This is a genomic window from Terriglobus sp. 2YAB30_2, assembly GCF_052114765.1.
GTDB lineage: Bacteria > Acidobacteriota > Terriglobia > Terriglobales > Acidobacteriaceae > Terriglobus.
On sequence record NZ_JBFRFJ010000017.1, the window covers coordinates 66028 to 79168 of the forward strand.

General features: G+C 59.1%; 10 protein-coding genes. 5 read left to right on the forward strand and 5 right to left on the reverse strand.

Features of this window, described 5'->3' with window-relative positions; translation table 11 throughout:
* Positions 1 to 110: 110 nt before the first annotated feature.
* The 3 genes from AB4Y89_RS20545 to AB4Y89_RS20555 form a co-directional block, all read right to left on the reverse strand.
* Positions 111 to 803, reverse strand: coding sequence for an RES family NAD+ phosphorylase (locus AB4Y89_RS20545; RefSeq protein WP_442302808.1), 693 nt, complete (start codon positions 801 to 803; stop codon positions 111 to 113).
* A 32-nt stretch (positions 804 to 835) separates the two neighbouring features.
* Positions 836 to 1282, reverse strand: coding sequence for an MbcA/ParS/Xre antitoxin family protein (locus tag AB4Y89_RS20550; protein WP_442302809.1), 447 nt, complete (start codon positions 1280 to 1282; stop codon positions 836 to 838).
* Between the two features lie 68 nt (positions 1283 to 1350).
* On the reverse strand, positions 1351 to 2022 hold the full coding sequence (locus tag AB4Y89_RS20555; RefSeq protein ID WP_442302810.1) for a sigma-70 family RNA polymerase sigma factor: 672 nt from the start codon (positions 2020 to 2022) through the stop codon (positions 1351 to 1353).
* A 141-nt stretch (positions 2023 to 2163) separates the two neighbouring features.
* Here AB4Y89_RS20555 and AB4Y89_RS20560 point away from each other — a divergent pair, with 141 nt between their 5' ends.
* Positions 2164 to 2550: a hypothetical protein gene (locus AB4Y89_RS20560; RefSeq protein WP_442302811.1), complete on the forward strand. Its 387-nt coding sequence runs from the start codon at positions 2164 to 2166 to the stop codon at positions 2548 to 2550.
* A gap of 57 nt (positions 2551 to 2607) precedes the next feature.
* Here the strand turns inward: AB4Y89_RS20560 and AB4Y89_RS20565 are convergent, their stop codons facing one another.
* On the reverse strand, positions 2608 to 3786 hold the full coding sequence (locus tag AB4Y89_RS20565) for a diguanylate cyclase (protein WP_442302812.1): 1179 nt from the start codon (positions 3784 to 3786) through the stop codon (positions 2608 to 2610).
* 572 nt (positions 3787 to 4358) lie between these two features.
* Between AB4Y89_RS20565 and AB4Y89_RS20570 the strand changes: the two genes are divergently transcribed.
* From AB4Y89_RS20570 to AB4Y89_RS20585, 4 genes are all read left to right on the forward strand, one after another.
* Entirely contained in the window at positions 4359 to 5696 is a 1338-nt protein-coding gene (locus AB4Y89_RS20570) for a TolC family protein (protein WP_442302813.1), read from the forward strand.
* The gene (locus tag AB4Y89_RS20575; protein WP_442302814.1) at positions 5696 to 6991 is read left to right on the forward strand and encodes an efflux RND transporter periplasmic adaptor subunit; all 1296 of its coding nucleotides are present in this window, start codon (positions 5696 to 5698) and stop codon (positions 6989 to 6991) included. Before AB4Y89_RS20570 ends, AB4Y89_RS20575 begins: the two co-directional genes overlap by 1 nt.
* A complete protein-coding gene (locus tag AB4Y89_RS20580; protein WP_442302815.1) occupies positions 6988 to 10086 on the forward strand; it encodes an efflux RND transporter permease subunit in 3099 nt (1032 codons plus the stop codon). Before AB4Y89_RS20575 ends, AB4Y89_RS20580 begins: the two co-directional genes overlap by 4 nt.
* Positions 10087 to 10408: 322 nt before the next feature.
* Positions 10409 to 10951, forward strand: a complete 543-nt coding sequence (locus AB4Y89_RS20585; protein WP_442302816.1) for a TlpA family protein disulfide reductase — start codon at positions 10409 to 10411, stop codon at positions 10949 to 10951.
* A 222-nt stretch (positions 10952 to 11173) separates the two neighbouring features.
* On the opposite strand, the gene AB4Y89_RS20590 is transcribed toward AB4Y89_RS20585, so the two are convergent.
* Positions 11174 to 13105, reverse strand: a complete 1932-nt coding sequence (locus AB4Y89_RS20590) for a PAS domain S-box protein (RefSeq protein ID WP_442302817.1) — start codon at positions 13103 to 13105, stop codon at positions 11174 to 11176.
* Between the last annotated feature and the right edge of the window lie 36 nt (positions 13106 to 13141).

Consider the following 13141-nt stretch of genomic DNA (forward strand, 5'->3'; position numbering starts at 1 on the left):
TCAGTCATGCTCTGGGCTGTGCAGATCAACCTAATTTGTCGAAACGTCTAGCCGAGTCATCAATTCATTGACGTAGATGACGTCCGTCTACGAATTATTGACGCAGGACCCTAGCCTATCGGCACTTCGTGGACTTCGCGCTTATACCGTCGGCGCTCCCAGCGGAACGAGATCTCATATCGCTTATCCCGTCGGGGCTGGTAGACAAGTGCCGGTCGAAAGCATGCGAGGCATCGTCCACCTTTGCGCCTGACGCTCGGGTAAGAGATGCCGTTTGACTGCGTTTTCAGAAGCCGCACTGCGAGCTTCTGTGATTCCGCATAGCACTCCGGAACGGGCTCAGCAGCGAGGCAAGCCGCGTAGTCGGTTGCGGGCTCCAGCGTATGAAAGTCGGCATGAAAATCGGCGAGCCAATCGTCATAGGTGGATGATTCGGAGAGTGGCACGCCATCGGGCGACTCCGGAACTACGATCTCCGCCAGACGCTTTGCCTTGTGATAGCCAACTTCGTCCAGTGAGGTTTCAAGCTTGTCCGCGGCATACCAGGCTCCCCGGGTGGAGTCGTTAAACCTCGATCCAGTAGGGCTTGGATGAAGGTAAGCCGCGCGGATGATATGGGCATTTGGGATGCCATAGACGAGCTCATAGGTGCTGATGCCAATCAGACCAGACTGTTCGCCCTGAATACGATCGTTCGTGGCTCCGTCGAGACGGATGAGCTTTGCGAGCATCTCGTCATCGTCCGCAAGACCGCTGAGCACGGTACCGCTGTCGCTGTAGCGGGAGGGGATCAAGCGATGCATTCGGTCCTGGTCAATTCGCCGGACAGGCGGAGTCACTGCCCGCCCCGCCAGGCATCGAGCATACGGCGGACATCCAGCATGCCGGGCATGCCACGCTGGATCATATAGGCTAGCGGGCTTCGGCCGGAGAAGAGCGGTCCACGATTTTCAAGCGTAATCCAGCGGTCTGCCCAAGGCTTGCCGAAGTAGATGTGGAGCGCCTTGTAGATGCCGATCAACAGCGAGATACGGGTAAGGGTGTCTTGATCGAGCGTCCGCCTGGGGTTGGTCTTCCAGGCATGAAAGGTGGAAGAGGCAACTCCACCGAGCAACGCGCGCGACTGCTCCTCGTTCAGGTCCCACTTTTTACGGAGATTGAGAAACGCCTTAATCGCCGCAGAGGAGAGCTCCGCGCGCTCAGATGGATTGCCGAGATCGGCGCCGGAGTCAAAGTCATAGCCTGCGACCCTGGGAAGAACGAGCGTTGCGGCGGCTGCCATGAGCATTCCTCGCTTTCGAGGAAAATTATCCTCGAAAGCGAGATTAAAAGCAAGACCCGCCGGGGAGGTTAGCAGTAAACCGGAGGTTCCACCCTGGCCGCCGGCGCCAGGCGATGGGCAATCATGCGGCGGGCGCGCATCAGGCGAGATTTGGCGGCGGCGTTCGACAGGCCATGCTTGACGGCGAGTTCTTCCACTGGAAGCTCCTTCACGATTCTGTCCTTGGCGACGCCCTGCAGGATCGTGGGGAGCTGGCCGATCGCCTTGTGCAGCCGCCTCCGTGCCTCCCAGTCGAAATAATGCTCCTCCGGTGTAGGGCAGGTGGCTGCCAGGTGCAGGACCGGTTTACTGGTCTCATTGCCGAGCAGATCTTCGAGTGCGAGGGTGGGGTGCCGTCTCTTCTTCCTGAGCTGCATCAGCGCGGAGTTGATAGAGATGCGGGTGATCCAGGTTGCGAAGGTGGCTTCGCCGCGGAAGGTGGAAAGCTTGCGAAAGGCCCGGAACATGGCGTCCTGAACGGCGTCCTCGGCATCCTCAGTGTTCTTCAGGATACGCAGTGCCGCTTTGTAAGCCGTTCCTTTGTGCCGTTTCATCAGCTCGCTCCAGGCCGAGAGATCTCCTGTGCGGCTTAGCGCGACGAGCTCTTCCGAGTTGATGGTTGTCTGCTGGGCGATCATTCTCTGCGGGGCGGTCGCTCTCTGCTGAGTATTGTGCGGTAAATGGGCAAACGATGTAGGCACGGAAATCCTCCAGGGGGATGGTTCTTGCAGGTCCGTATCAGTCCCGATGCTTTGAGGATGGCAGAGAGGAAAGCAATGTCACAGCCACTTTGGGGGGATGTGTCCCGCCCTACTTCAGGGGATAGGAGAATGCCCCATTTGTTGAAAGCTGTAATTCTCGGCTTCTTTAGGAGCGACAATTATGTCATGTCGGATCGAAGCGGGCAGTCGGGGGATGAAATATACCCCGACGATTTCCATACCAGGAACATTCGGCTTGAGTCAGCATTAGCCATTGCCGATCTTCCGCCGGCAGATATTGCAGCTTATCTCCGCCGACACCCCGACGTTGCCAACGACCTGCTCCTTGAGTCCTGCGACAAGCGGTTCAGTCCGTCCTCATTCATAACGGAGAACGATTACGGCTTTACTGTTGGCTGGTACTCACTGGGGGCGGGATACCAATGCACCAGACAATTCTCTGAATTGGCGGATGCTGCCACCGATTATCTATTGTTTTCGCTCGGCAAAGGTCGATGGATACGGTAGGGAGTTGGAGATGAAATCGCCATCGAATAGCTCTGCTATGGCCGTACTACGGTTGTTCTACACCAAAGGAGCCGCCGCGCATACACGATTACGCCCTTCCGCTTTCGCGCGGTAAAGGGCGGTATCGGCCGCGTGCAGCAGGCGAACGAAATCGGTGTCCGGCATCTGGAGGGCGGTCGCGACGCCACAGCTCACGGTTGTCCACAAACCGATCTCCGGTCGAGCTATGGGCTGTTTCGGTGCGGGAGCTCCGGCGGTATGCACCATCATGCGGGCACGTTCCGCGACAGACAGAGCCGTCATCAGGTCAGCGCCGGGGAGCAGGAGCACAAACTCTTCGCCGCCATAACGTGCAGCGAAGTCGCCATGGCCGCGCATGGACTGCTGCACCAGGGCAGCGACGCGGCGAATCACCGCATCTCCGTAGAGGTGTCCCTGGGTGTCATTCACCAGTTTGAAATGATCGATGTCGATCATGACGGCCGACAGCGGCTGGCCGGTCTCTGCCGCGTTCTGCCACAGCTCCCGTACGCGGCGGTCAAAGGCTGTGCGGTTAGCCAGTTGGGTCAGGCTGTCCAGATGCGACACCGCCTCCAGCTCACGGTTCAATTGTCCAAGCTCTATGTTCAGTTGGTGGAGTTCGGTGTTCTTCAGGTCATTGCTCTGCTGCAGGAGATAGGAAAGGCGCTCATCCCGTTCCAGGCTGTAGTTGGCAAGCAGCATCATGGCGGCGCAGCAGGCGGAGACGCTGCCAAGCCCCAGGGTTCCAAGGAGCGATGCGGTCCAGTTGATACGGAGAAACGCGATGGAGGTGACGATGTATGCCACCGAACAGAACAGGGCATAGCTCCAGCGCAGGCGCATCACGATATTGGTGATGAGCAGCAACAACATCAGGCTTGCCTGCATGTGGGCCAGCAGCGTCTCTCCGGGACCGGAATAGAGATAAAAGAAGCTTCCGGCCGCTAAGCCCGCCACCGCTATCACGGTGATGCCGCGGACGAGGCGGCGTGGATTAAACCGCAGAAACAATGCAGCCGCGAACGCGAGAAGCGGGAAGAAAACCAGACGTAAAAATCCGGAGATACGAATGCGGCCGGGAATGGACCGGAGGTCGCCCAGAAACAGAAAGGCATTGAACAGTGCCAGCAGAAGCATGGCGTGCGACAGACGGCGGGATCGCACTCGAGAGACGTTCTGCTCGAACTGGGTCTCCAGCGCTGGAACAAAGCGCATGCGCGCAAGTCTGTGCGACCGTAAGTGGTCGATCTGTTCCTGAATCGGTTTGTGTAATGGTTGAAATTCAGACTGCTGGCTGAGCATACAGTCCACCCGCTAGCTGGTTATCGGCAGTCTGAAGCCAGACCTGAGGGAATGTGTGAAATAACTGAGACCGGCGACGGCATCGCTTGTTCGTTGGGGTGACTCGCAATGGGTGAACTATTCGAGGGAAGCTCGAACCGGGTGGGAGCCCAGGGCTTTTAGCCCTCGGTATGGGCTCAATATAGAAATGGGCTTTAGCCCTGGGCTTTTTGCTGACGGACGGAGAAGGCCCAAGGCTAAAAGCCCATTTACTTTTATGCCTGTACCAGCTGGCTAAAGCCCGCTGCTCCCACCCGGTTTCCGGACTGTCTCAGATCAATCGAATTTGTCGACACGCCTAAGTTCGTCGGGGACCCCGATATGCAATGGATGGGGCATACAGCAGCCTCCGTTTTACACAGGATTCATCAGCGCAGTAAGAAACCCAATACGGCCTGTGTAAATAGTTCAGCTTTCATTAAGGTTGGCAAACTACAGTGATCTACATGATTCGAGTGTGTCGGGCAGGCGGTTATGTGGTCAGTGCCGCCTTGCTGCTTTCTGTAGCGCCGGTGAGCTGGGCACAGGACCCACAGCCGGAAAAGATCACGCTGACCGAGGCCATTCGCCGTGCGCAGGCGAATGAACCCATCTTTGCCGCGGCCGTTGCGGCAGGGCGCTCCGCAAAGATTGACAGCTATCTGGCCAAGGCGGCGTTGCTGCCTTCAGCGACGTATCACAACCAGATGCTCTACACCCAGCCCAATGGCCAGACCAATCAGGGCGGACAGGTCGGAACGCAGGCATCGCCGATCTTCATCGCCAACAATACGGTGCATGAGTACATCAGTCAGGCCGTGATCAACGAGACCGTCGGTCTGAAGGGGATTGCCAACGCGCAGGTAGCTTCTGCGGTTGCTGCCCGCGCACAGGCCGAAGCGGAGATTGCGCGCCGCGGCCTGGTAAGTGCGGTCGTGAATCTGTACTACATGGTCTACGTGGCCGCACGGAAGCAGACCCTCATGGAAGAGGGCTTGGCCGAGGCGCAGAGCTTCGCTGAGATTACGCAGAAGCGTGAGGCCGGCCGTGAGGTCGCGCGTGCCGATGTGGTCAAGGCGCAACTGCAGCTCCAGGGCCGTCAGCGCGATATTGCTGATGCGAAGCTTGCCGCGGATAAGGCGCGGCTGGAGCTTGCCGTGCTGCTCTTTCCGGATCCGCGTACGCCCTATGTGACGGACGCTCCGCAGAACCCGCCGGAGCTGCCGACGCGCGACGAGGTGAACAAACTTGCCTCGACCAACAATCCTGAGGTTCGCAGCGCACTGGCCGACTTGGCGGCAGCCAACGCCAGTGTGCGTTCGGCCAAAGCGGGATATCTACCCGACCTCGGTCTCAACTTCACCTACGGTATCGACTCTCCGCAGTTTGCCAAAAATGGCCCCGATGGCGTGCGGAACCTTGGCTACTCCATCAGCGGAACGCTGGATATTCCGGTGTGGGACTGGTTTTCGACGCAGAAGAAGATTCAGCAGAGCCAGATTCAGCGCAATGTAGCCAAGGTCAGTCTGACCGCGGCACAGCGCCGGCTGATCGCCAATCTGGAAGAAAGTTATGCCGAAGCCGCGGCAGCGCGCAATCAACTGGCGCTGCTGGAGCAAAGCGCGCAGACGGCGGCCGAAAGTCTTCGGCTGACACGGCTGCGGTACGCGGCGGGTGAGTCCACGGTGCTGGAGGTCGTCGACGCGCAGAACGCTTTGCTTACTGCTCAGACGGCCCAGGCCGACGGTGTTGTGCGCTATGAGAGCGCATTGTCCGCACTTCAGATCCTGACAGGAACCCTGTAATGAAGAACACGGCACGATTGATCGAGAACACATCACGAACGCTGGCATTGGCCGGGTGCATCCCGGTCCTGGCGATGGCATGTTCCTTTACTCTTGGCGGTTGTAAGAAGGCTGCCGATACCGCAGCGGAGACTCTGGTGGCGGTAGAGGCCGAAAAGCCGGAGACCGGAGAGATCTCCGAGCGCATCATGGCCGACGCTACGCTTTCGCCGCTGGCGCAGGCAGCAATTTCGCCCAAGATCTCCGCTCCGGTCAAGACCTTCTACGTGCAGCGTGGGGCGAAGGTGAAAGAGGGCCAGTTATTGGCCCTGCTGGAGAACCGCGACCTGGCGGCCCAGGCGCTCGATACCAAGGGACAGTTCACCTCGGCGCAGGCGACCTACGAGATGCAGACCAAGTCTCAGGTTCCCGAGGATGCCGCCAAGGCTGAGTTGGATGTCGCACAGGCACAGGCGCAGCTCAAGCTGCAGCAGGAGATTGTGGCAGCGCGCAAGAAGCTCTTCGACGAGGGCGCGATTGCTGGCCGCGACTATGACACTGCTGTCGCCGCTCTGGTGCAGGCACAGGCAGCGTATGACGTTGCCGCCAACCATCTGAACTCGGTGAAGAAGGTAAATCGCACCGCGTCGTTGAAGTCGGCGGAGGGACAGCTTTCATCGGCTGAGGGTAAGTACCAGGCAGCGGCTGCACAGGTCTCTTACTCGGAGATCCGTAGTCCCATCTCCGGTGTGGTGACCGACCGTCCTCTCTTTCCCGGAGAGACGGTGACCGCGGGCTCTCCTCTGATTACGGTCATGGACACCTCGGCGCTGATCGCCAAGGTGCATCTCGCGCAGACCATGGTGCAGCGGCTGGCTCTGGGGAACGAGGCGCAGATTATGGTTCCCGGTGTGACCGATCCGGTGCCTGCGAAGGTGTCGCTCATCAGTCCCGCGGTCGATCCCGGCAGCACAACCGTCGAGGTATGGCTGCGTGTCGACAATGCAGCCGGCAAGTATAAGGCGGGTACGCCCGTACGGGTCGCGATTGCAGGACGCTCGGTGCCTCAGGCCGTAAAGGTGCCCGTGGTTGCGGTGGTCACAGCGCAGGATGGCGGGAAGTCGGTGATGGTGGTCAAGGCCGACAGCACGGCGCACAAGGTGAAGGTGCAGACCGGTATTACCGATGGTGAAGATATTCAGATCACACAGGGACTGAACGGTTCAGAGACCGTTGTCACCAACGGCGCCTATGCGCTGGAAGAGGGCACCAAGGTAAAGGTCGGCAAAGCCGGTGAGGGAGACGAGAAGGAATGATCTCCCATCCGGAAAAGCCCTTCTGGCTGGAGCGGTATCGCTCATCGATCTTCTTCTTTCTGATCGTGCTGTCGCTGGCTGGTATTTTCGCCTCGCAGAAGGTGCCGATCAGCGTCTTTCCCGAGACGAACTTCCCGCGTGTCGTCATCGGCGTAGACAACGGCGTCATGCCGGTGGAGCAGATGCAGGTCACGATCACCAAGCCGATTGAGGACGCGATGAACACCGTCCCCGGTCTGGCGACCGTGCGTTCCAATACCAGCCGAGGCTCGGCTGAGGTGAGCCTGTTCTTCGACTGGAACGTTGATATGTTCCGCACGCTGCAGCTGGTGGATGCGGCGCTGAGTAAGGTGCGCCAGACTCTGCCGGCTACCGCGGTCATCACTACTAATCGTCTGACCTTCGCTACCTTCCCCATCATTGGTTACAGCCTCACCTCCGATACGCTGTCGCAGACCGAGCTATGGGAACTGGCGACCTATGCGTTGAAGCCGCCGTTGAACCGTGTGTCCGGTGTCAGCATGGTTACGGTTCAGGGCGGCAAGGTGCCGGAGTTCCATATCGTGCCCAACATGGCGCGGTTGCAGGCGACGAACGTCACCATCATGGATATCGTGAATGCGGTGCAGGCCTCGAATATCGTCGACTCGCCTGGACTGTACGAGGAGAACCATCAGCTCATCCTTGGCCTGGTAGGAGCGCAAGCACATGATGCTGATCAGCTAGGACGTCTGGTGGTGAAGGCGACCGCCAGTGGAACCGCCGTGCGCGTGAGCGATGTCGCGACGGTGCAGCCGGGTGTGTTGCCCGTGTATACGACAGTGACTGCCGATAATCATGCGGCGGTCTTGTTGAACATCACGCGGCAGCCTTCCAGCAATACGGTTGCCGTGGCTGATGCTGTCTCCGCGCAGGTGGAGCAGTTGAAGAAGAACCTGCCCGCCGGCGTGCAGATGAAGCTCTACTACGATCAGGCAGAGCTGGTGCGCGAGAGTATTCGCAGCGTACGCGACGCCATCATGATCGGCCTGCTGTTGGCCTGCGTCATCCTCTTTCTCTTCCTTGGCGACTGGAGCTCGTCACTCGTGGCTGGCCTGGTAATTCCGGTGACGGTGGCGATCACCGTGCTGGTGTTGTGGTCCATCGGGCAGAGCTTCAACCTCATGACGCTAGGCGGTCTGGCGGCGGCCATCGGCCTGGTAATCGATGACGCCATCGTAGTGGTCGAGAACATCGTGCTGCACCGCGACACCGGCCAGTCACGGGCCAGCGCTGCGCGGCTCGCGCTGAAGGAGATCTCGGCGCCACTGGTGGGTTCCACCATTACGCCAGTGGTGGTCTTTCTTCCACTGGTCTCGGTTACGGGTGTGACTGGAAGCTTCTTCCGCGCGCTGGCCATCACGATGACGGTGGCGCTGTTGACCTCACTGCTTCTGGCCGTCACCTGGACCCCGGCGTTGAGTCTCGCACTGCTGCGCGACCGTAAGGACAGCGAAGAAGGGAAGCGTCACGAAGAGCATCACGGCAAGCTGATGACGCGGGTTATTGCCACGCACCATCGTGTGCTGACATGGTCCCTGGCACGCCCGGCGATACTGCTGGGTATTTGCGGCTTGCTCGTGGTGGGCACGTACCTCGGATATCGCGCCCTGGGTTCGGACCTGCTGCCGGAGATGGATGAGGGCGGCTTCATTCTGGACTACATCATGCCCGCGGGCAGCTCGTTGACAGAGACGAATCGTGTGCTCGAGCACGTGAATCGCATCCTGCACTCCATGCCGGAGGTGGAGAGCACCTCGCGGCGTACCGGCCTGCAGATGGGCCTGGCGGCGGTGACTGAAGCGAACACAGGTGACATGACCGTGAAGCTGAAGAAGAGTCGTGACCGCGGTATCGACGAGGTGATCGCCGATGCACGCGCGGAGATCAAGAAGGCTGAGCCGGAGCTGGATGTGGAGTTCATCCAGGTGCTGCAGGACATGATCAACGATCTGTCGAATGCGCCGGAGCCGATCCAGATCAAACTCTTCTGCGATAACTTCGCGGTTCTGGATGACGTTGCACCGCGCGTCGGTGATGCCATCAGTAAGATTCCCGGTGTCGTCAGCGTGGAGAACGGCATTGAGAACACCATCAGCGGTTCGGGAACCAACTTCCAGGTCGATCCCGTGGTGGCCGCTCGTCTGGGTTTCACGCCGCAGGAGGTTGCTGAAGACGCGACCTCGATCCTTGATGGTGTGAATACGACTGATCCGCTGATTGCGAATGGAAGACCGTACACCATCCGTGTGCGCCTGGGTGATGAAAGCCGCAGGTCGCTGGATGCGATGCAGAACACGGTCTTCAACAGCGCGACGGGCAAGCTGGCCACTCTCGGTTCACTGGCACAGGTGACGCCGCTTCCGCCACAGAACCAGATCCGGCGCGAGAACCTGCAGCGCCTGGTGACAGTGACGGCACAGCTTGAAGGAACCGATCTCGGCAGCGCCATCGTGCGCGTGCAGCAGACGGTCGATGCGATGCATCTGCCGTCGTCGGTGCGTATCGAATACGGCGGAACCTACCAGGAACAGCAGCAGTCGTTCCGTCAGCTGCTGCAGGTGCTGCTCCTCTCCCTGGCGCTGGTCTTCGGTGTGTTGCTGATAGAGTTCCGCAATCTGTGGGCTCCGATCGCCATTCTTACTTCATCGGTCTTGTCGATCTCGGGTGTGGTGCTGGCGCTGCTGGTGACGGGAACGACCTTCAACGTGGCCTCGTTTATGGGCCTGATCATGGTCATCGGCATCGTGGCGAAGAACGGCATCCTGCTGCTCGACGCCGACGAACGCTACCGCCGCGAGGGTGGCTCGCCTTATGATGCGATGCTGCATGCAGCGCAGCGCCGGCTGCGGCCGATTCTGATGACAGCGACTGCGGCGATCTGCGGCATGCTGCCACTGGCCTTCGCGCTGGGCTCGGGCTCGCAGATGCTGCAGCCGCTGGCGATCGCGGTGATCGGCGGCCTGGTGGTCTCGATGTTGTTGAGCTTGATCGTGACACCGGTGGTCTATTACCTGCTGACAGCGCACCGTCATGAAGAGGCGAAGCAGGCCTAGAGTGGCGACGGATCGGGCATTCGCGCTACGCGCGAACCGGTGGGAGCCGCGGGCTTTTAGCCCGCGGTTATAAGAACAAATGATCTCGGGCTTTAGCCCTGGGCTTTTCTGCATGTGAAACAAAAGGCCCAGGGCTAAAGTCCAACCATTTGTAGGCCTGATATCAGCGGGCTTTTAGCCCGCTGCTCCCGCCCAAGGAGGCCTTGCTAGGAGGTAGCGCCAAAGGCGCTCCGTCTTGCTTAAGGGGACGGCTTCAGCCGTCCCGTATCAGCGCTGGAAACACGTGGCTTTAGCCACTGAGGTACAGCTAGAAAAGCGCGAAATGACAAACAAAAGACATGCCGCGCACCACGCCATCTACAATAAACACACGATGAAACTCCTTCGTTTGGCAGTTCTCGCAGCACTCACGTTCGCTTCCGCGCAGCCGTTTTTTGCGGACCCTTTGCCTGTGGGCAAGGTGGCTCCCGCGCTTTCGGTCGCTTCCGAGTCCGGGCAGACCATCAACCTGTCGCAGTACAAAAGCAAGGTGATTCTGCTCAACTTCTGGGCGACGTGGTGTGCTCCATGTCGAGTCGAGATGCCGTGGTTCGAAGAGTTTTCGCAGAAGTATAAGGACAAGGGCTTTGTGGTCCTGGGTGTCTCCATGGATGAAGGTGGATGGAAGGTCGCCGGTCCGGTTGCTCGCAAACTGAAGGTCACCTATCCCATGGGCGTGAATAAAGGGAAGTCTGCTGCGGCGTATGGCATTACCGATGCCTTGCCGGTTACTTATCTGATCGATCGCACGGGAAAGATCCGCGCGGTGAAGCAGGGCTTCGGCAACAAGGAAGACTTCGAGAAAACGATCCAGTCTCTTCTCTAATTTGTACAAGAACAAAGCCGGCCTGCATTGCAGGCCGGCTTTTGGTTTGAATGCGGTTGGTATTACTGGGTGCCCCACCCTCGCAACGCTAGGGTGGGTAGGGACGACCGAGAGATTTTCTCAGACGATACCTGTCTGAAGATTTGTGGCCACCTTGCCCACCCTAACGTTGTGAGGGTGGGGCACCCCGGCTTGGAAAGCAGGAGAAAACCGTAACCTGCTCTACGCTGGCAGCGTGATCTGAAATGCCGTACCCGTCGTTGGAGGCAGAATGCGACTCCGCACGCGAATCGATCCGTGATGCTTGTCGACGATCTGCTTGGTGACCCACAGCCCAAGACCCGTACCGAGGTTGCCCTTCGTGCTGAAGAAGGGATCGAAGATCTTGTGCTGTGTCTCCAGCGGAATGCCGCGTCCGCTGTCGAGGAAAAGGATCCTGACATAGGCGCCGTCTTTCCCGTGATGACGCTTTGCCCGAATGGTAATCTGTCCGCCTGTTTCAAGAGCATCCAGGGCGTTCGCCAGCAGGTTAGAGAAGACCTGTCGCAGCTCGCCGGCAACGGCTTTGATGGTGATGTCATCCTGCCACTGACAATGAATCTTGACGTGCCGGGTGTTGATCTTTCCGCGAAGCAGATCGATGGACGACTCCAGCAGTTGCGTCACTGAGGTATCGGCCGGAACGTTGGATTCACGATAGAAGCCGAGTGACTGCCGGGTAATATGCGCAATGCGCTTCAACTCAGCATCGGCCAGTTGCAGTAAGTCCTGGGCTTCCTCAGGAAGTCCTATGCTGTGATGCGCCAGGTAGATGAGGTTCGACATCGCTTCGAGAGGGTTGTTGATCTCGTGCGCGATCGAGGCCACCAGGCGGCCGAGTGTTGCCAGCTTCTCGCTGCGGAGCAGGGCCTCTTCGGCCCGTTTCCGTGCGGTGACATCGCTGGCGGCGCCGAACCACTCGATGACCTCCCCATCTTTGTTACGAAGTGGGACCGCGCGCGAGAAGGTCCAACCGATGGTTCCATCGGCCTGCAAGACGCGGTGCTCTAACTGAAAGATCTTCTGGTGTGTGATGGCGTCCTGAATCGATGTCCAGACGAAGGCCTGGTCTTCCGGATGGATGTACTTCTCCAGCCAGGTTCTCTCCGGCTCTGCGGTTTCGGAAAGAAAGTCTCGTCCCTGAAGCTGCCGCATCTCCTTCCAGTCCGGACTCATGCGATAGATCACATCGGAGCTCGCTTCGACCAGGGCGCGGAAGCGTTCTTCCATCGCCTGGGAGGTCGCTTCCGCCTGTTTGCGGCGGGTGATATCGATGGCGTATTCAACGATGCGGTCGCCGCCGAGGTCTCGTCCGGTGAACAGCATCCATCGCCGGCTCCCGTCCTTCAGCATGTACTCCTTCTCGTAGGGCCCAATCCGTCCAGTCTGTTCGAGCTTCAGCATCTGCTCTTCGCTGACCTTCACCCACTCCGGCGGAGTCATGGTGCGCCACGTGACGGCCCGGGTTTCGATCTCGGCCCTGGTGTAACCGACCATGCGAAGGAAGACATCGTTGGCGTCGACGACGGTGCCGGTGTAGTCGAAGAAGATAACGCCGACGGCATCGGTCTCCAGAACGCGCTTCAGGCGCGTGTCGGCTGTGGAGCGAGCCAGTTCCGCCAGCACTTTCCGGGTAGTCTCCAGACCAATGGCCAGGATGCCGCAGATACTTCCATCGCGATCATGGACAGGGCTGTAGGAGAGGTTGAACCACCGATCTTCGGGAACGTTGTTGCTGGTGTAGTGGAAGAGCTGGTCTTCCAGCACGATGCGCTCTCCGTTCCACACACGCTGAGCGAACGGTGGATAGATTGCGGCGATCTCAGGAAAGCTCGACAGCAGCGGTTGTCCCAGGGCATGCGGATGATGCGTGCCGATCAGGGGAATATATGCATCGTTATAGAAAAGAATGAGATTGCGTCCCCATTGCAGCGTTGCCGGGAAGGCGCAGCCGAGCATCAAGTCGATGGCGAAAAGAAGATTGGCCGGCCAGGTGTCGATGGGCCCAAGCTCGGTGGAAGACCAGTCAAAGGCGCGAATCGCCTCTGCCACAACGCTATCGTCAAATGGCCATTGAGTTTCGCTCTTCGAGGAACCTTCGGTCTGGCTCAGCAAGGGTTTCGTGCTCCTCGTGCTTGATCGACAATCAGT

Coding starts and splice junctions, on each gene's coding strand:
- AB4Y89_RS20585 (WP_442302816.1), top strand. CDS start 10,409: ATGACAAACAAAAGACATGCCGCGCACCACGCCATCTACAATAAACAC.
- AB4Y89_RS20550 (WP_442302809.1), bottom strand. CDS start 1,282: ATGGCAGCCGCCGCAACGCTCGTTCTTCCCAGGGTCGCAGGCTATGAC.
- AB4Y89_RS20565 (WP_442302812.1), bottom strand. CDS start 3,786: ATGCGCTTTGTTCCAGCGCTGGAGACCCAGTTCGAGCAGAACGTCTCT.
- AB4Y89_RS20575 (WP_442302814.1), top strand. CDS start 5,696: ATGAAGAACACGGCACGATTGATCGAGAACACATCACGAACGCTGGCA.
- AB4Y89_RS20580 (WP_442302815.1), top strand. CDS start 6,988: ATGATCTCCCATCCGGAAAAGCCCTTCTGGCTGGAGCGGTATCGCTCA.
- AB4Y89_RS20545 (WP_442302808.1), bottom strand. CDS start 803: ATGCATCGCTTGATCCCCTCCCGCTACAGCGACAGCGGTACCGTGCTC.
- AB4Y89_RS20570 (WP_442302813.1), top strand. CDS start 4,359: ATGATTCGAGTGTGTCGGGCAGGCGGTTATGTGGTCAGTGCCGCCTTG.